Origin of the sequence: Mesorhizobium sp. M8A.F.Ca.ET.218.01.1.1 (genome assembly GCF_004791165.1) — a bacterium.
GTDB lineage: Bacteria > Pseudomonadota > Alphaproteobacteria > Rhizobiales > Rhizobiaceae > Mesorhizobium.
This window is the reverse complement of record NZ_SRUZ01000009.1, coordinates 183,279-202,486: the sequence shown is the minus strand read 5'-3', so window position 1 is coordinate 202,486 and position 19,208 is coordinate 183,279. Positions and strand designations below refer to the sequence as shown.

12 protein-coding genes and 2 pseudogenes are annotated in these 19,208 nt (G+C 61.0%); 7 read left to right on the top strand and 7 right to left on the bottom strand.

All coding sequences use genetic code 11. The features are described from left to right. Positions 1-507: 507 nt before the first annotated feature. The 7 genes and pseudogenes from EN861_RS28865 to EN861_RS28830 form a co-directional block, all read right to left on the bottom strand. Positions 508-1,633: pseudogene (locus tag EN861_RS28865) on the bottom strand (IS91 family transposase). 3 nt (positions 1,634-1,636) lie between these two features. Next, positions 1,637-2,535: pseudogene (locus EN861_RS28860) on the bottom strand (tyrosine-type recombinase/integrase). Positions 2,536-3,156: 621 nt separating this feature from the next. Beyond that, positions 3,157-5,112 carry an acetoacetate--CoA ligase gene (locus EN861_RS28850; protein WP_135867238.1) on the bottom strand — a complete coding sequence of 652 codons (1,956 nt, stop codon included), beginning with the start codon at positions 5,110-5,112 and terminating at the stop codon, positions 3,157-3,159. A gap of 165 nt (positions 5,113-5,277) precedes the next feature. Further along, positions 5,278-7,335, bottom strand: a complete 2,058-nt coding sequence (locus EN861_RS28845; protein WP_126070450.1) for an FAD-dependent oxidoreductase — start codon at positions 7,333-7,335, stop codon at positions 5,278-5,280. Then, on the bottom strand, positions 7,332-8,582 hold the full coding sequence (locus EN861_RS28840; protein ID WP_126070449.1) for a Tm-1-like ATP-binding domain-containing protein: 1,251 nt from the start codon (positions 8,580-8,582) through the stop codon (positions 7,332-7,334). Before EN861_RS28840 ends, EN861_RS28845 begins: the two co-directional genes overlap by 4 nt. Positions 8,583-8,619: 37 nt before the next feature. Continuing rightward, positions 8,620-11,094 carry an FAD-dependent oxidoreductase gene (locus tag EN861_RS28835; RefSeq protein ID WP_135867236.1) on the bottom strand — a complete coding sequence of 825 codons (2,475 nt, stop codon included), beginning with the start codon at positions 11,092-11,094 and terminating at the stop codon, positions 8,620-8,622. Continuing rightward, entirely contained in the window at positions 11,094-12,578 is a 1,485-nt protein-coding gene (locus EN861_RS28830; protein WP_126070447.1) for an aldehyde dehydrogenase, read from the bottom strand. Before EN861_RS28830 ends, EN861_RS28835 begins: the two co-directional genes overlap by 1 nt. A gap of 275 nt (positions 12,579-12,853) precedes the next feature. On the opposite strand from EN861_RS28830, the gene EN861_RS28825 reads away from it, so the two are divergent. From EN861_RS28825 to folD, 7 genes are all read left to right on the top strand, one after another. After that, entirely contained in the window at positions 12,854-13,648 is a 795-nt protein-coding gene (locus EN861_RS28825) for an IclR family transcriptional regulator (protein WP_245512137.1), read from the top strand. Then, positions 13,641-14,294: an HAD-IA family hydrolase gene (locus EN861_RS28820; protein WP_126070446.1), complete on the top strand. Its 654-nt coding sequence runs from the start codon at positions 13,641-13,643 to the stop codon at positions 14,292-14,294. The genes EN861_RS28825 and EN861_RS28820 overlap by 8 nt, the downstream gene beginning before the upstream one ends. A gap of 12 nt (positions 14,295-14,306) precedes the next feature. Continuing rightward, positions 14,307-15,662: an aspartate aminotransferase family protein gene (locus EN861_RS28815; RefSeq protein ID WP_126070445.1), complete on the top strand. Its 1,356-nt coding sequence runs from the start codon at positions 14,307-14,309 to the stop codon at positions 15,660-15,662. A gap of 78 nt (positions 15,663-15,740) precedes the next feature. Further along, complete coding sequence (locus EN861_RS28810; protein WP_126070444.1) at positions 15,741-16,490, top strand: electron transfer flavoprotein subunit beta/FixA family protein; 750 nt, start codon at positions 15,741-15,743, stop codon at positions 16,488-16,490. A gap of 24 nt (positions 16,491-16,514) precedes the next feature. Beyond that, on the top strand, positions 16,515-17,441 hold the full coding sequence (locus tag EN861_RS28805; protein WP_135867235.1) for an FAD-binding protein: 927 nt from the start codon (positions 16,515-16,517) through the stop codon (positions 17,439-17,441). A gap of 18 nt (positions 17,442-17,459) precedes the next feature. Then, entirely contained in the window at positions 17,460-18,311 is an 852-nt protein-coding gene (gene purU, locus EN861_RS28800; protein ID WP_135867232.1) for a formyltetrahydrofolate deformylase, read from the top strand. A gap of 10 nt (positions 18,312-18,321) precedes the next feature. After that, positions 18,322-19,203, top strand: coding sequence for a bifunctional methylenetetrahydrofolate dehydrogenase/methenyltetrahydrofolate cyclohydrolase FolD (folD, locus tag EN861_RS28795; RefSeq protein ID WP_135867230.1), 882 nt, complete (start codon positions 18,322-18,324; stop codon positions 19,201-19,203). The last annotated feature ends 5 nt before the right edge of the window (positions 19,204-19,208 follow it).

Sequence of the window (19,208 nt, the reverse complement as noted above, 5' to 3'; positions counted from 1 at the left end):
TTCTAGCCGTGGCAGTGCAGGTCCCGCGATCTGGCCATCCGCCAAGCTGGATGCTGCTCCAGTGCCCCATCTGGCAAAGCTCTGCCTCGCAACCACACTCATTGAGAACCGCTCCTTAGGGTCAACCCGCCTCAACCTCGGCTTCAGAGGTCATCTGCCGAATGGCAGCTTTCCGTCGACCTCGCCCCGATAGCGGACCGTCCGGTAGCGTGAAGAGTTTCGGGCGCCGGCAGGCGTTCGAAAGTCCCCGAGGAAGGAACCCGTGGGCCACAGGCGATGGCTATGGGGATTTCGATTTGCGGCTGGTGTCGGCGACGGCGCGACCGCTGCTGGGAAGGGTGGGGATGGATGCGGGGAGGCCGCTTCGTTGTGCCTCCGCGCGGTTTAGCCGATCCCGCACGAGGCTCGTTGCGACGCTGTGGGCGGCGATATTGATGATGGACACGCGTGGGGCCGTTGCCAGAGGCGGGGCGCCTGCGGGTGAAGGTTCGACCATGCCATGCCGGGTCATGGAGTTGTCTCCCGGTTCGTCGCGGTTGCATCGGGCGGACCGCGTGGCTGCCTCCGGCGCTCGAACGTCTCGATGATGATCATGCGTCCGCCGCAGCAAGGGCATGGCGGGCGGAAGTCTTGGCTGGCCTTGCGGGCGGAGCCGGCGAGCAGGCCGTAGTGCCGGATGCGATGGAAGCCGCGCAGCAGGACATGGAGCAGGAAGCGGCGGATGAACTCGTCAGCCGCCAGCGTCATGACCTGCTGCCGATCAACGCCGTCGCGGCGATAGTCCTTGTAAAGGAAGGTGACGCCGTCGTGGTCGAACGCGATCAGGCGGCGGTTCGAGATCGCCACCCGGTGGGTGTAGCGCGACAGATAGGCGAGCACCGCCTCCGGCCCGGCGAACGGCGCCTTGGCGTACACCACCCAGCGCTTCTTGCGGACCGGCGACAGGTGCCGCACGAATGCCTGCCGCGCGGACAGGTGCGCCATAGATCCGAAGAAGGCGAGCCGTCCTGCGTCGTGCAGCGCGACCAGCCGGGTGAGGAAGAGCCTTCGGAACAGCTTGCCGAGAACCCTCACCGGGAGCAGGAAGGCCGGGCGCGACGATATCCAGCGGCTTCCGTCCGGCGCGGTGCCGCCGCCCGGCACGATCATGTGGGCATGCGGATGGTGTCATCGCCGATCCCCAGGTGTGCAGCACCGCGGTGATGCCGATCCTGGCGCCGAGGTGCTTCGGGTCGGCGGCGATAGTCAGCATCGTCTCCGCTGCCGCCTTGAACAGCAGGTCGTAGACGAGCGCCTTGTTCTGGAACGCGATGTCGGCGACCTCGGCCGGCAGCGTGAACACGACATGGAAGTAGCCGACCGGCAGCAGGTCGGCCTCGCGCTCGGCCAACCACGTCCGTGCGGCCGCGCCCTGGCACTTCGGGCAGTGCCGGTTGCGGCAGGAGTTGTAGGCGATCCGCCATTGGCCGCAGTCCTCGCAAGCCTCGACGTGACCGCCAAGGGCTGCGGTGCGGCAATACTCGATCGCCGACATGACCTTGAGCTGGGCGAGGCTCAGGTGACCTGCATGGGCGGCCCGGAAAGCGGGTCCGGCAGCACGGAAGATGTCGGCGACCTCGATCGAGGCGCGCACGGCTCAGATGTCGGGCGACTTGAACAGGCCGAGCTTGTCGAGCGGGCTCGTCACGGCACGCACCGTCCGGGTCGCCACCTTCGCGTAAAGGGCGGTGTTGTTGAGCTTGGCATGCCCGAGTAGGACTTGGATGATCCGGATGTCGGTGCCGTCTTCCAGCAGGTGGGTGGCGAAGCTGTGGCGCAGCGTGTGCGGCCCGACCCGCTTGGCGATGTCGGCGCGGCCTGCGCCGCCTCGACGACGATGTGATAGAGCTGCCGCGTGCTGATCGGCTTCATCGCGTGCTGTCCGGGAAACAGCCAGCCGTCGCGGTGCATCACGCCCTGCTGACGTCCGACCTTCCACCACTCACGCAGAAGCGCGAGCAGGTCCTGCGAGAGCATGGCGTTGCGATACCGCCCGCCCTTGCCACGCTCGACGCGCAGCAGCATGCGCTCGCTGTCGACGTCGGCAACCTTCAGCATCGACACCTCGGCGACGCGCAGGCCCGCGCCATAGGCAATCGACAGTGCGGCCTGGTGCTTGAGGCAGGTGGTGGCGTTGAGCAGCCGGGCGACCTCGTCGCGACTGAGCACCACGGGCAGGTTGCGCGGATGCGACAGCCGGACGAGCCGGCGCGCCAGGTCCGGGCGGTTAAGCGTTTGGGTGAGGAAGAACCGTAGCGCCGACACGATGCTGTTCATCGTCGGCACGGGAACGCCGTCTTCCTGCTGGTTGATCTGGAACCGGCGCAGGTCATCGGCGGTCGCTGTGTCTGGTGAACGCCCGAGAAATGTCGCCAGGCGTCCGATGTCGCGGAGATAGTTGCGCTGCGTCTCGCGTGAGAAGCGCCGCATGTTCATGTCGTCGATCAGCCGCTGGCGCAGCGGGCTGACGGGTGCATCGAGAACGGGATGGTGCATGGTCAGGCTCCTTGTTGAAGAAGCCCGCCATGCTCTGCTCCAGCCGAACGACGCTCAACGCGAGCGCGACGACCGGTTCTTGATCTCTACCTCAACCGCAGGCATCCCTCCCGCGCAGCGGGTTCGTTCATCGGCCCTATTGTGGACGTCAGACGGTCTACAATTGACCATCGACTGGGGTTCCTGGAAGCTTTTCGAACTTGCTGTCTTGCGCCTCCAGTCGAAATGCGCGCTTCTGAAGGAGGTTAGGGTCCCTGGATCGCTGTGATGCAACCTTGATTCAACCACTGTGGGGTTCGAGTCGGTATCGCGCTACCGTCTTTCCCCCCGCGCATCGAACTGCCAGTTTAAGCTTCGCTTACGGCTGAGCGAAGAGAGCCTCCACTCACCGCGCCCGCTGAGGGCTCAATCCTCTGCAATCGGCTCATCCCTTGACCCACGACCGACGCGCCATTCGTGAGAAAGATTATGTCCGACTGCTGGCCGCCATGGCTCATGTCGCTCTCCTCCGTCACGCCTCTCTATCTCCCGATGTCCACGAGATCCCCTGGCGCCACACCATGTGTCGGCGCTCACGTTTGCGCCCGATGATCCATGCTGGGAGGTTGTTTGCCGAGTCGATCAACCTAACTCCGGCAGGTTCCTGAACAACTCCAGCGCCTCGGGATTGGCGAGCGCCTCCTTGTTCTTGATGGCGCGACCGTGCACGACGTCGCGCACCGCGAGTTCGGTGATCTTGCCCGACTTGGTGCGCGGGATGTCTGACACGGCGACGATCTTTGCCGGCACGTGGCGGGGGCTCGCCCCGGTGCGGATTTTCGACCGGATGCGTTTTTCCAGATCGGCTTCCAGCTGCACGCCGGCGGCCAGCCGTACGAACAGCACAACCCGCACGTCATTGTCGAAATCCTGGCCGATGCACAGCGCCTCCAGAATCTCGGGCATCTGTTCGACCTGGTTGTAGATCTCCGCCGTACCGATGCGCACGCCGCCCGGATTGAGCGTCGCGTCGGAGCGGCCATGAATGATCAGGCCGCCATGGGCGGTCCATTCGGCAAAGTCGCCATGGCACCAGACATTGTCGAAGCGCTCGAAATAGGCCGCCTGGAATTTCTTGCTCTCGGGGTCGTTCCAGAAGCCGATCGGCATCGCCGGAAAAGCCCTGGTGCAGACCAGTTCGCCCTTCTCCTGCCTGATAGGCTTGCCGTCATCGTCCCAGACATCGACGGCAAGGCCGAGGCCCGGCCCCTGGATCTCGCCGGTCCACACCGGTTCGATCGGCACGCCGAGCACGAAGCAGGAGACGATGTCGGTGCCGCCGGAGACCGAGGCCAGGTGCACATCCTTTTTGATGCCGTCATAGACGAAGCGGAAATCCTCGGGCGAGAGTGGCGAGCCGGTGGAGGAGATCGCCCGCACGCTCTGTAGATCATGCGTGCCGATCGGCTTGAGGCCGGCCTTGCGCACGGAATCGATGAATTTGGCCGAGGTGCCGAAGAAGGTCATCTTCTCGGCATCGGCGAAACTGAACAGCACATTGCCGTCGGGATAGAAGGGCGAGCCGTCATAGAGTAGCAGTGTCGCGCCTGACGCCAGACCCGACACCAGCCAGTTCCACATCATCCAGCCGCAAGTGGTGAAGTAGAAGAAGCGGTCGCCATCGAGCAATCCAGCATGCAGCCGGTGTTCCTTGACATGCTGGATCAGCGTTCCACCGGCCGAATGGACGATGCATTTGGGAATGCCGGTCGTGCCTGACGAGAACAGAATGTAGAGCGGGTGCGCGAACGGCAATCGTTCGAAGGTCACGGGTTTTGCAGCGAAGGGCGCCAGCGCGTCTTCGAGCGCCGCAGCCTTGTCGACGGTTTCGGCTACGTCGGCAGAGGTGCCGAGATAGTCCACGATCAGGATCTTGCGGACGGTGGCAAGTTTCGTCGCGACCGCGGCGATCTTGTCGGCGACTTCGATGGCCTTGCCATTGTACCAGTAGCCGTCCGGCGCAATGAAGACGACCGGTTCGATCTGGCCAAAGCGGTCGAGAACGCCCTGCTCGCCAAAATCGGGAGAGCATGACGACCAGACGGCGCCGATCGAAGCGGTCGCCAGCATGGCGGCGATGGCTTCCGGCATGTTGGGTATCATGGCGGCGATGCGGTCGCCCTTTTTGACGCCGAGCGACAGGAAAAGCTGCTGCAGGCGCGACGTCAGCGCATGCAGTTCGTTCCAGGACAGCCGACGCTCGACCTTGTCTTCGCCATGAAAGACGATTGCGTCGCCCGAGCCGGTCTTCTTCAGCAGGTTCTCGGCGAAGTTCAGGGTGGCGTCGGGAAAGAATGAGGCGCCGGGCATCTTGTCGCCATCGACGAGTACGCGCTCGCCCTTGTCGCCAACGATGCCGCAGAAGTCCCAGACGAGGCTCCAGAAGCTCTCGCGATCCTCGACCGACCAGCGGTGAAGTTCGGCATAGGAGGCGAAGGATGCGTCCGCCTGCGCCGCAGCGGCTTTCAGAAAAGCCGTCATCGGCGCGGCGTCGATCCGGTCCCGCGTCGCGGTCCACAAGGGTGTGTCTGCGGCCATAATTGTTCCTCCCAAAACTGTCGCGATCAGGGCAGCTGGTTCATGTCGACTGCGCGCGAGATCTCATAGTCGGTGCTCCTGCTGGCGGGCCCGCGTCGGACTTGAGACGAGAGAAGAGGGCCCAGCCAGGCCGACGCTCCTTGTTTTGCTACTGGAGGCTTCGATTCAGATGAACAAGGTCGGGACCTCGCGCTTGAAGATGCGGTCTGCCGGCTCAGTTCCCAAATACTCCCTGGCAGCCTTGTGTCCAGAAAACACCGCCGCTTGAATGATCCCCGGCGCGACCGCGTCGCCGATTGTTGTGTGCGGAACACCGGCCTCGCAAAGCCAGGAGGACAGATCGTCTTGTGGAAGTCTTGACGTAACACTCAGCAAGGCCGCTGCGGGGATAGCCGGCAACGGTTCGTAAGTGTCCGACCGATTGATATGCAGCGCACCGTCCTTCCACTCCACGGCCGTCGTGTTCGGATACATCTTGACGCCGGCCGCCATCAGGGCGCTGAGGACACGAGGCTGTTCCAGCGTGTAGCCCATCCAGCCCGCAATCGCGGGCTGAGGACAGACGAGGTGAACCTCGTGGCCTTTCGCCGCGAGATGTTCTGCAAGGACATTAGCCATGTAGTAATGATCGTCGTCATAGATCACGATCGGACCGGACAGGCTCTCGCCGTCCAGGATGCTGTCGGGCGTGAAAGCGCAACCGGAGAAACCTGGGATCGGCGTGTACCGGGTGCGGCCAAGTCCGTCATCCCTCCAGCGCGATCCAGTGGCCACGAATATGTGGTCGGCGCCAAACTCGCAGGCAATCTCGGGTGTGATTTCGCTGCCTAGGAAAAGCTCGACATTCGGCATCTGCTGCATCTGGTAGAGACGGTAGTCGCGGACCCGGTTCCAGGCTGACAAGCCCTTCAGCCTGCTTTCCTTGGTGACGCGTCCACCCATCACTTCCGACTTTTCGGCGATTGTCACCTGGTGGCCTGCCCGCGCGAGGGTGAGGGCGCAGTCCAGCCCGGCAGGTCCGCCGCCGACGACAAGGAGGTTCTTGTTGGTCTGAGCTTTGGGAACGCGTTCAGGATGCCAGCCGCGCCGCCATTCTTCACTCATCGTCGGGTTTTGTGTGCAGCGCAGCGGGATCGAGTACGCGTCGGAGGCCACGCAGATGTTGCAGCCTATGCACTCCCTGATCTCGTCCACCCGTCCTTCGCGGATTTTTTGGGGCAGGAACGGATCGGCGATAGACGGCCGCGCGCCACCGATCAGATCGAGGACGCCACGGCGGATCTGGCTCACCATTGCGTCGGGGGATGTGAAGCGGCCGACCCCGACGACCGGCTTTGTCGTCACTGTTTTCACGAAGCTTGTAAATTCTTCCTGCGCGCCCTCGGGGTCAAAGCGGGAGGTTCCGGAGTCGCGGCTCCAACCCGAGACATTGACGTCCCAAAGATCCGGGATTTCCGCCAGGAGCTCGACCACGTCGCGCCCTTCGCCGCTACTCGATATAGCTTTGGGCCCGGTGAGTTCATGCACCGCAAAACGAATGGCTACGGCTATATCGTCGCTGGCCTCTTCCTTGGCCTCCTCCAGGACCTCGCGTAGCAGCCGAACCCGGTTGGCGAAGCTGCCGCCATATTCATCCGTTCGGTGATTATAGGCCGGGGTCAGGAAGTGCCACAGGATCGACGCGTCGTGAGCGGCGTAGACATAGACGATGTCGTAGTTCGCCTGTTTCGCCCGTCGAACCGCGGCGCGATAGTTCTCGCGTAGCAACTTGATGTCGCTTTTGTCCATGGCTTTGCTTTGGACCGGGACCTCAGGCTTGAGAACGGGGAGACTGGATGGGCCGAGAACCGGATAGCCATTTGCCAGGCCCCGCGAACGCATGCCGCTGTGGCCGATCTCGATGGCCGAAAGCGCGCCATGCTCGCGGATCCTCTCGGTCAGCCGTGCATGGCTCCTGACGTCGACCTCATCCCAAAATTTCTCGATCGGCAGGTTGGAGATATCGGATGACGGATCGATCTCGGAAAGCTGCATACAGACGGTGCCCCAACCGCCTTCCGCCTTCATCGCCCTCATGCCGATGGAGCCGTTGGGCATGAGGGGAGAGTGGCCCGTCGCGTGCGGCACAGCGAAGAATCGATTTGGCGCCACCTTCGGCCCGATCTTGACGGGTTCAAACAGAACCGCATAGCGAGCGTCGATCGGGGTGGCGTGTATCGTCATTGTAGTGCCTTCTTGACGATGCCTCGATCGACCCAATCGTCGAATATTCCAAGCACCGTTTCAGCAAACAGCGCGTCGTTTATGTGCGCGTCGATCTCGGTCAATTCCACCGGATGCCGTATCGCTGAGCGCATTTCATCGAGGAACGCTGCTAGTCCTGCCGGGTCATGGGCAGGTTGCCCCTCCCGGTCCCATTCCTCGATACCTTGAATAGGCAGGATCACATGCACGGGAGCCAAGGCTTTGGCCAACCGATGGCCGATCTCGCGGGCGGTCTCGCGCCGCTCTTGCGCGTTCAACGCGGCGGAGGAGATCAAACGATTGTGCGCGTGGCAGGGTCTGCCGGCGAAGCGGGCGGGGATATCTTGCCAACTGGGAAAGTCTATCAAGTCGACGCAGCCCGGAGCGACGAGTTGTGGGACCTTGTTCTGTCCGGCTGACACAAGTCGGTCCTTGCCACCGTTGACGATAGAGCCAACCAGAAGGTTCCCGAGCTCGGGAAGCGCGAAATCCATGACGGCGCAGAAATATCCTTGCGCGGCCAGATTTTCAAAAGCCATTCCGCCCATGCCAGTCGCATGAAACACCGCAAGTTCGAACCCTCGCTCTTCCAAGGGGCCCTTGAGTAGTCTCATGTAGGAAAGGCACGAGCTGCCAAGGCTCATCATGCCAATGATGGGACGATCCCGCTTCGGCGTTTCGACCGATTGCGCGGACCCCAAAACCGCGCCCGCAGCCTGGCTTAAAGACGACTTGCATATGGAGTTCAATCCGAAGAGGCCTCCCGCCCACAGGATCATCTGGATGTCGGGCGCTAGTCTGTCCGCGGGGACGAGGGGGGAATACGCGACTGTAGAAATCACATATTTCGGTACGCCGAGTGGCAAGGCACGAGCGCAGTCGAGAGCCAGGTCCGTGCCCATGGTGCCGCCCATGGCAATCATGCCGTCGATCTTGCCTTCCGCGTGCAGCCTCGCTGTCAGGATTGACGCGCCGCGCGCCATGATCTGCATCGCGGTGTTCTCGTCGCCGGACGCGATCGCCGTCTGGATCGACGACCCGCCAGCCTCGGCGACATCGTGCTTGCTGATGTCGGTCGGCCGCATGGGACCACCGAGAACGCTTACGTCCATCGTGAGCGCTCGGCCGCCCTGTGCGACAATCCTGTCAGCGAGATAGATCAGTTCGTCCGACTTCGTATCGAATGTACCGATAACAAGGATCGTCTTCGTTTCTTTCGTTGTCATGGTTCCCACTCATTTTTTGTTTTTTGGTTAGTCGGTCTCAGCCACGCATCCGCTCTCCCTGCGGGTCGTAGAGGGGCTGAAGCTGGACCTGGATCGGATAGCGTTTGCCGGCGATCTGGACCTCGAAATCACCCTCTTCGAGCCATGCCTTCGAGACGCCATCCTCACGATGCAGGCTTGCAAGCCCCAGCATTTTGCCAACGCGGTAGCCCCATCCTCCGGAGGTGACGTGGCCCACAAGGTCATCGCCTTTCCAGATCGGTTCATTGTGCGCGAGATAAGGACCTGTTCTTCCGAGGCCGTTGACGGAGACCGATACCGTCCTGAAGAGCGTGGCTGCACCGCCTGCCTTCTGCCTTGCGAGAGGGCCTTTGCCGATGAACTCGCTCTTGTTGAGATCAACAGCAAATCCTAGGCCGGTTTCGTAAGGTGTGTCCTCCTCGGTGATGTCATGCCCGAAGTGCCTGAAAGCCTTTTCAAGGCGGCAACTTCCCATGGCAAACATTCCCATATGCCGCAGGCCGAGTGGCGTTCCGACCGTCAGGATGTTCTCGTAGACACCGTGCGTGAACTCCGTCGAAATCAGCAGCTCGTAGCCAAGTTCGCCTACGAACGATCTTCTGATGGCCCAGACCCGTGCATGGGCAAGGTCGATTTCCCGCGCGGCACCGAACGGAAATTTCTCGTTGCTGAGGTCGTCTATCGTCAGGGCGGAAAGTATCTCGCGAGACTTCGGCCCATGGATCGTCAGCAGCGCGTAGGACGACGTGGCGTCGAAGATTTCGAACCGCCACTCCGGGTCCGCATGCATTTCAAGCCAGGCGCGGTCGCGAACCTGGCTGGGGTGCCCCGTAACCACGAGGAATTTCTGTGGGCCGATCCGCGTGACCGTCACGTCGGCCTCGATGCCGCCGCGTTGATTGAGGAATTGGGTGTAGACGGAGGTTCCGACCGCCACGTCCATCTGGGCACCGCAGACCCTGTTCAACATTTCGACGGCATCCGGTCCCTGCACCAGGAGTTTGGCGTACATGGACTGGTCAAGGAGCACCGCCGCATCCCGGGCGGCGGCACATTCGTCGGCCACCAGGGAAGACCAGTATTGCTCGCCGACCGAAGGTTTGTCCTGCCATCCCAAGCCGGACGGGTCGTAATACATTGGAATTTCCCAGCCGATGCGCTCGGCGAAAACAGCGTTTTGCGATTTCAGCCTGTCGTGCAGTGGTACCCGACGTACCCCGCGTGCCGTTTCGATCTGGCGGCCCGCCCAGTGGATGCCGTAATGGAATCCGACGGACTCACCGACCCTGTCGGCATTGTATGTCGAGTTGGATTGAAAGGGATGGGCGCGAGAAGCCAGCATGGAGTTCATGCTGCGGCTCGGATATCCGTCGATCAGCCACTCCGCCATCGTTAAGCCGACGCCGCCGGAGTTCAGGATGCCGTTGGAATTCATGCCGGCGGCAATGAACAGGCCTGGCATTTCCGGCGCGGGGCCGAGGTAGGGCCGACCGTCCGGTGTGAAACTCTCGGGGCCGTTGAAAAACGTCTTGATCCCCATCTCGGCAAGCGCTGGCATGCGGGCGAAGATCGTCTCAAGCATCGGTTCGGTATGTTCCATGTCGAATGGAAGTTCGTCGAACTCGAAACCGTCTGGAATGCCCTCTTTGCCCCAAGCCTTGCCCAAGGCTTCGAAACCACCGATCAACAGCTTGCCCGCGTCCTCCTTCCAGTAGGTCCGTTCTTCGCCGACGACAAGGCAGGGCAGGGTGCGCGGGAGGCCGGCAATCGCTTCGGTGACGATGTAGAAATGCTCCGCTGCATGAAGGGGCACAGTCACCCCATGTGCCTTGGCAAAGCGGCTTGTCCACATCCCGCCGGCGAGAATGACTTTTTCGGTGGCGATCACACCCTGATCGGTTTCGACACCAATCACCCGGCCGTTCTTCGTCAGAATTCTTGTGGCCGAAGTGTTCTCAAAAATCAGCGCCCCGTTGTTGCGAGCGCCGCGGGCCATCGCCTGGGTGACGTCCAGGGGATTGACCTGACCGTTGGAGGGAACGAAGAAGCCGCCTTGGACGCCCCCATAGTCCACCAGGGGCCAGATTTCTTTCAGCTCCGGGATCGAGAGTATGTGGCTTTCGATTTCCATTCGTCCGGCATGGTCATGGTTGCGCAGCAACTGGTCCATCCGGATATCCGACAATGCGAGATGCAGCGTGCCGTTCTGCTTGTAGCCCGTTGCCTGTCCCGTCTCACTTTCGAGTTCCATAAAGAGCCGTGCGGTGTATTTCGAGAGCGCTGTCTGCGAGCCAGACTCACGCAGTTGCCCGACGATTCCTGCCGCGTGCCATGTCGTCCCACTTGCAAGCTGTTTACGCTCCAAGAGCACCGCACCCGCCATTCCGCGTTTCGCAAGATGGTAGAGGGACGATATGCCGATGATGCCGCCGCCGATGACGACTGCAGGAGCCCGTTCTGGGAGTGACCTTGGGGATCTGTTTTCGGTCATCAGAGTTGAATCCACGCTGTCTTGAGATTGAGGAATTTATCGAGGGCATGCGGCGACTTGTCGTGACCGTTGCCAGACTGTCCGACGCCACCGAGCGGCACGGTGATGTCCGGCCCTCCATATGTGTTGACGTGGACGACGCCGGCCCTGATCGCCCTTACCATGCGATGGGCGCGCGAGAGGTTGGACGTCCAGACGCCGGATGCCAGCCCGTAAATCGTCGAGTTTGCGATCCGAACCGCGGCGGCCTCGTCGTCAAAGGGCGTGATCGCAAGCACCGGGCCGAACACTTCTTCCTGGGCAAGGGCGGCGTCTGGAGCGACTTGGTCAAACACCGTCGGCGCCATGAAGAATCCCCCTGTTTCCTCGCGGATTCGGGTACCGCCGGTAAGCAGCGAGGCGCCATCGGCTGTGGCCCGGGCCACAAATTCCAGGTTCTTGAAAAGTTGGTCGGCGCTTGCAATCGCGCCAGCCTCGGTTCTGACATCAAGGGGATCGCCCAACCGCATCTGTGAAGCAAATTCGGCCACTTTTTGCGCAAAATCAGCGTGAATCGAGCGCTCTACCAAGAGCCGGGAGCCGGCTACGCAAACCTGACCGGAGTTGCGGAATATGCCATAGGCCGCGACCTTGGCTGCCTGATCGAGATCCGGTGCGTCCGCGAACACTACGTTCGGCGACTTACCTCCGAGTTCGAGATAGACGCGCTTGAGATTAGATCGGGCGGAATATTCGAGAAGCCTCCGCCCTACGGGACCGGAGCCCGTGAAAGCCAGCACATCGACGTCATTGTGGAGTCCGAGTGCGGCACCGACGACGGAACCCTGCCCGGTGACCACATTGAAGACGCCGGCCGGCAGGCCAGCCTCCGAACAGATCTCCGCCAAACGCAGCAAGGTAAGTGATGCGACCTCCGCCGGTTTTACGACAACCGAATTTCCGGCCGCCAGCGCGGGAGCGATTTTCCATGCTCCGATCATCATCGGGAAGTTCCACGGAACAATCACGCCAACAACGCCGACGGGGTCATGATGAACCAGGCCGAGAACCGAAGCGGCCGTCGGTGCGATCTCGCCGTAGACCTTGTCGATCAACTCGCCGTAGTAGCGGAACGTGTTGGCCGCGCTTCCAGGCTCCGCCTTTATCGCCATCGAGATTTCGGTGCCGTTGTCGCGGACTCCGAGCACGGCCAGTTCCAGCGCATTCTTTTCGATGAGTTCGGCGATGCGGTGCATCACCTTCTTGCGTTCGGCCGGCGCAGCCCTCGACCATAATCCACGGTCGAAACTCGCCCTGGCACTCGCCACCGCCAGGTCGATATCGCCTTCTTCGGCTTCAGCGAGGCGCGTAAGGATTGACCCATCAAGCGGCGATATCACCTCGCGCGTCCCGCCTTTCAGGGCCTTGCGCGCTTTTCCGTCGATGAAAAGCCCTTGCTCCGGAACTGAAAGCCCCCGAAGCTGGTCGATCTGGATTTGATCCATTGGTTGTCCTTACGGTCGGTTCCGAGTCGTTCTCAGTCACGCTAAATCGGAATGGTGTCGCGGGCTGCCTTCAGCGGTCAGATAGACCGAGCCAGCGGGACGAGCGTTTTGAGGCAAATTCATTCGGATTTCCCATTATGGCTTGACCGTCGTTTCGCGGTTCATTATTGTCACCATCAGTTTAAAAAGCTTGCATTAGGTTTGAAGTTCTGTCAAGTAGCACTCATCGAGGAGAGGAAATCGTGCCGAAATCCGGACCTGGGGAAACAGTTCCAATGATGAAAAGCGTCGATAGGGCGCTTTATCTACTTTCATATTTTACCGTGCAGGAACCGGAATGGGGCCTGAGCGACCTCGCCCGAAAGTCCAAAGTCGACAAAGCAACGACTCTTCGGATCCTTGTTGCGCTTATTCGCAACGGCTTTGTGGAACAGCATGCGGAAACCAAGAAATACCGCCTGGGGATTGCCGTACTCAGGCTGGCTCGGGTTAGAGAAGCTAGTTTCCCGCTCCTGTCATTCATCAATCCCGTGCTCGACAGGCTTGCCGAGGAGATGGAAGAAACCGCGCACGCCACACTGGCGGCCGAGACCGCAATGATCACGGTAGCGGTGACGGAGCCGAAGAGATCGACCCGTGTCTGGGTGAACCCGTCGCAATTGCTGCCTTTTCACGCGACCGCATCTGGTCTGGCGTTTCTGGCGTTCGCCGCGCCTGAGGTCCGCGACGGGGTTTTTGCCGAGGGAGAATTGGTCAGGTACACGAAAAATACCGTGGTCGACGAAGAGGAACTGCGGGCGCAATTGGACCAAATCAGGAATCGCGGCTTCGCCTTTGCGCCTGGGTCTTTTGAAGTGGAATCGAGCGGTGTGGCCGCGCCGATCTTTTCCAGCAGTGGCGACGCTTTTGGATCGGTGGCGATCGCCGGTGTCGCATCTCGAATGACGAAGGACAGGCAGTTGAAAGCCGCACGGCTCGTAGTCGGGGCTTCGGTGGAAATATCTCGCGCAATCGGCGCTGAACCTCATCCGAGCATCCTGCGTGCAACGAAGGATCTTCTTGATGCCTGAACGCCGTAGTGCGCTTGTCCTCGATTTCGGCGGTGTGATCTCGAAAACGGTCTTTGAAACCCAGCGCCTGAACGAGGCCGCCTTGGGACTGCCTGCAGGCACCCTTGACTGGATGGGCCCCTTCGACACCGATGGCGACGCGTTGTGGCAACAGATGCAGTCCGGGGCAATCACCGAACGGGACTACTGGTACACGCGGGCACGCGAGACCGGCAAGCTCCTCGGTGAGACCTGGGATGAACTCCCCGTGTTCCTCCAGCGCATCCGGGGTGATGATCCGCAGCTGATGATCAGACCAGAGGCGTTGCGCGCGATTGAGGTTGCCAAGGACGCGGGTAAGAAGCTTGCCATCCTGTCGAATGAGCTCGATCTGTTCTATGGCGCGGGATTTCGGTCCAAGCTTCCATTCCTTCAGATGTTCGACCTGATCGTCGACGCGACGTACACAAAAATCCTGAAACCCGACCCGCGCGCTTACGGGTTCGTCTTCGACGGGCTTGGCCTTGCCCCTTCGGATTGCGTGTTCGTGGACGACCAGGCCAAGAACGTCAAAGGAGCGTCGGACGTCGGGATGCACATCGTGCACTTCGATGTTACCGGGCCAGGCGAAAGCTATGCCCAGGCAATCAAGATGCTGGGAATTTGAGAGGAACAGAGGGTGCGAGAGACGAATTTCCTTGTTGAGAACAACGCCCGCCACATGTGGCATCCCATGGCGCATCCCGCCGAGATGCAAGCGAACCCGCCGCACATCATCAATGCGGCCGAGGGGGTTGAGGTCACCGATATCCACGGCAGGAAGCTGCTCGATGCCGTCGGCGGCCTTTGGAATGTCAACCTCGGCTATTCTTGCGAGCCGGTGAAAAAGGCGATCCGCGATCAACTGGACCAGCTTCCCTATTATTCCGCGTTCCGCGGCACATCGCCGTCGCCGGCGATCGAGCTCTCATACGAGCTGGCGGAATGGTTCAAGGAAGACGGCCTCGTGCGTGCGTTCTTCACGTCGGGCGGTTCGGATTCGGTCGAGACCGCTTTGCGTCTGGCGCGTCAGTATCACAAGATCAATGGCCAACCCGAGCGCACCAAGTTTGTTGCCCTCAAGAAGGGCTACCATGGCACGCATTTCGGTGGCGCATCGGTCAATGGCAATGCCAACTTCCGCCGCAACTACGAGCCGTTGCTACCTGGGGTTTTTCATCTCGCCGCACCTTATGCCTACCGCAATCCCTTCGGCACCTCTGATCCGGCGGAGATTGCCCAGGCGATCGCTCGCCAGTTCGAGGATGAGATCGCCTTCCAGGGGGCCGATACGATCGCTGCCATGATCATGGAACCGGTGCTGGGGTCGGGTGGCGTTATCGTGCCGCATGAAACCTTCATGCCATTGATGCGTGCCATTTGCGACAAGCACGGCATTTTGCTGATCGCCGACGAGGTGATCACAGCGTTTGGACGCACGGGCGCCTGGACCGGCTCGCGTGGCTGGGGTGTCAAACCGGACTTCATGTGCACGGCCAAGGCAATCAGCAACGGATACTTTCCGTTCGGCGCGGTGATGATCTGCCAAAAGGTGGCAACGGTATTTGAGGCCTCCAAGGGCGCCATTGGCTCGATCGGCCACGGCTACACCTATTCAGGTCACCCAGTTGGAGCCGCCGCAGCGCTCGCGACGCTCGCCGAAACAAAACGTCTCAACGTCGCCGCGAATGCAAAGGCCCGGGGAGCGGAGTTGCTTGTGGGCCTTGAAGGCCTCAAGGAGAAGCATGAGCTGGTAGGGGACGTGCGGGGTCTCGGTCTGATGTGCGCGCTTGAACTGGTGTCGGACCGCAAGACGAAATCGGCAGCGGCCAAAGACGTCGTGCAGAAGGTTTTCGACACCGCATACGAAGAAAGCGTAATGGTCCGCACTTCCGGTGCCAACGTCATCATCTCACCCCCGCTCGTCATCACGGCGGCAGATGTGAAGCGGATCGTCGCCGCACTCGATGTGGGCCTCGCGCAAGCCGGGCGATAATTGATTGAGATGGAATATTGCCTGGGCCATGTGGTCCCGGAATAGGGAAACTCACCCCGAAAATAAGGGCACAATCAAGTGAAAATCCTTGTACCCGTGAAGCGAGTTGTGGATGCGAACGTCAAGGTTCGCGTCAAGGCTGACGGTTCGGCTGTAGAACTCGCCAACGTCAAGATGGCGATGAACCCGTTTGACGAGATCGCGGTCGAAGAGGCGCTCCGGCTGAAGGAAGCCGGCAAGGCGGAAGAGATCATCGTCGTCTCTATCGGACCGCAGCAGGCGCAGGAAACCTTGCGCACCGCGCTCGCCATGGGCGCCGACCGCGCCATCCTGGTCAAGACCGATGAGCAGACCGAGCCGCTCGGTGTCGCCAAGGTGCTGAAGGGCGTCGTCGACGCCGAACAGCCTGGCCTCGTCATCCTCGGCAAGCAGGCGATCGACGACGATTCCAACCAGACCGGCCAGATGCTGGCAGCCCTTCTCGGCTGGGCGCAGGGCACTTTCGCCTCCAAGGTTGTCATCGACGGCGACAAGGCCAAGGTGACGCGCGAAGTCGACGGCGGCCTGCAGACGGTGGAACTGAAGATGCCGGCGATCATCACCGCCGACCTTCGCCTCAACCAGCCGCGCTATGCCTCCTTGCCCAACATCATGAAGGCCAAGAAGAAGCAGCTCGACGAAAAGAGCCCGGCCGACTACGGCGCCGACGTCAAGCGGCGGCTGAAGGTGCTCAAGACCGAGGAGCCCAGCGGCCGCAAGGCGGGCGTCAAGGTCAAGTCGGTGGCCGAATTGATCGACAAGCTCAAGAACGAAGCCGGCGTGCTGTAAGCGATCGGAAAAGGAGACAACAACATGGCTATTCTTCTGATTGCCGAACACGACAACGCAACCCTTTCCGACCAGACCGCCAAGGCGCTTTCCGCGGCCCTGCAGATCGGTTCGGACGTGCATGTGCTGGTCGCCGGCAAGGGCGCCAAGCCGGCGGCGGATGCCGCAGCCAAGCTCAAGGGCGTCACCAAGGTGCTGCTGGCCGATGCCGATGAACTGACCGAGCGTCTCGCCGAACCGCTGGCGGCGCTGGTCGTCTCGCTGGCCGGCGCTTACGACACCATCATCGCGCCTGCGACCTCGTCGGGCAAGAACGTCGCGCCGCGCGTCGCCGCCCTGCTCGATGTCGCGCAGGTCTCCGAGATCATCGAGATCGTGTCGCCCGACACCTTCAAGCGGCCGATCTACGCCGGCAATGCCATCCAGACGGTGCAGTCAACCGACGCCAAGAAAGTGATCACCGTGCGCACCGCATCATATTCGAGCGCCTCCCAAGGCAATGCGGCTGCCGTCGAGCTTGTCTCGCCGGCAGCCGACCCGAGGCTCTCCATTTTCATTGAGAACAAGCTTTCCGACACCGACCGTCCGGAACTAACCTCGGCCAAGATCATCATCTCGGGCGGCCGTGCGCTGGGTTCGGCGGAAAAATTCAAGGAGGTCATCCTGCCGGTCGCCGACAAGCTCGGTGCGGCTGTTGGCGCTTCGCGCGCCGCGGTCGATGCCGGCTATGCGCCGAACGACTGGCAGGTCGGCCAGACCGGCAAGGTGGTGGCTCCCGATCTCTACATCGCGGTGGGCATCTCCGGCGCCATCCAGCACCTCGCCGGCATGAAGGATTCCAAGGTCATCGTCGCCATCAACAAGGACGAGGAGGCGCCGATCTTCCAGGTAGCCGACTACGGTCTCGTCGCCGACCTTTTTGATGTCCTTCCCGAACTTGCCAAAATTTGACACGAGGGGAATGAAAACGTGCCGCAATCCTACACGATTACCCTGTCCTGCGACGACCAACCCGGCATCGTCGCGGCGGTCGCGACGGAACTTTCCGCCCTGGGCGCCAATATAACCGAGAGCAACCAGTTCTGGGACCGCCTTTCCAACCGCTTCTTCATGCGCATCGCCGTCGAATTCAGGCAGCCCACAACCAAGGAACAGGTCGAACACGCCGTGAAGCCCGTGTTGGACCGCTTCGGCATGAAGGCCGATGTCGTCGACGCCGGCCGCAAGCTGAAGATCATCATCATGGTTTCCAGGTTCGACCACGCAATGTTGCATCTGCTCTACCAAATCCGTGTGGGATGGCTGCAGGTCGAGGTTGTAGCTATCGTGTCGAACCACGAGGACAGCCGCCGAACCGCAGAGATAGAGGGTATCCCCTATCACGTCTTCAACATCACCAAGGACAACAAGGCGGAAAAGGAGAAGGTGCTGCTCGATCTCGTCCGGGAGACGGAGGCAGATCTCGTGGTGTTAGCCCGATACATGCAGGTGCTCTCGGACAACCTCTCCACCCGGCTGTTCGGAAAAGTCATCAACATCCATCACTCGTTCCTTCCGTCGTTCAAGGGAGCAAAGCCTTATCATCAGGCCTTCGAACGCGGCGTGAAGCTGATTGGCGCGACAGCCCACTATGTGACGCCTGATCTCGACGAAGGGCCGATCATCGAGCAGGAAACGGAGCGTGTGACGCATACGATGACCGCCGACGATTTCGTCGCCACGGGCCGGGATATAGAAAGCAGGGTGCTGGCCAGGGCGGTGAAGATGCACCTGGAGCGTCGGGTCATGCTCAATGGCCACAAGACAATCGTTTTCGCGTGACCAGGGCCAGATGAGAGAACCAGTCATCATCTCTGGAGCAATCGTGGCGGCTTCAATACTCGAACGAGTAAAACTCGAAACTGAGGCCTTGAAGAGTTCCGGCATCAATCCTGGTCTTGCCGTGGTTATCGTCGGAAGTGATCCAGCCAGCCAGGTTTACGTCTCCTCGAAGGGGCGGAAGGCCGAAGAGTGCGGCTTCCTCTCACGAAAGTATGAATTGCCCGAAATCACGTCCGAGAAAGAACTTCTTGGCCTGGTGCACACATTGAACGAAGACCCGAAAATTCATGGACTCCTTCTGCAGTTGCCTTTGCCAAAACATCTGGATGCAGGAAAGATTATTCAGGCGATATCGCCTGACAAGGACGTTGATGGGTTCCATTATGTCAATGTGGGTATGCTGGGAACTGGCGAACTCGAGGGCGCGCTCGTCCCGTGTACGCCAGCAGGGGCGATGCTGCTGATTGAGTCGGTCCGGGGCAAGGACCTGTCAGGTTTGACGGCGGTGGTCATCGGGCGGTCCAACATCGTCGGCAAACCGATGGCCAATCTGCTGCTCGCGTCGAACGCGACCGTAACGATCGCGCACAGCCGAACAGCGGAAATCGAACAGATCTGCCGAGGGGCCGACATCCTGGTCGCCGCTGTCGGCAAGCCGGACTTCGTGAAGGGAAACTGGATCAAACCGGGTGCCACGGTTATCGACGTCGGTATTAACCGACTACCCGCAGCCGATGGCACCGGAAAGGGACGTTTAGTCGGCGACGTTGATTTCGAGGACGCTTGTCGAATTGCCGGGGCAATCACTCCCGTGCCCGGCGGCGTCGGGCCGATGACGATCGCGATGCTCATGGCCAACACCCTTAAGGCCGCCCAGCGCAGCGCTCGGTGAAGAAG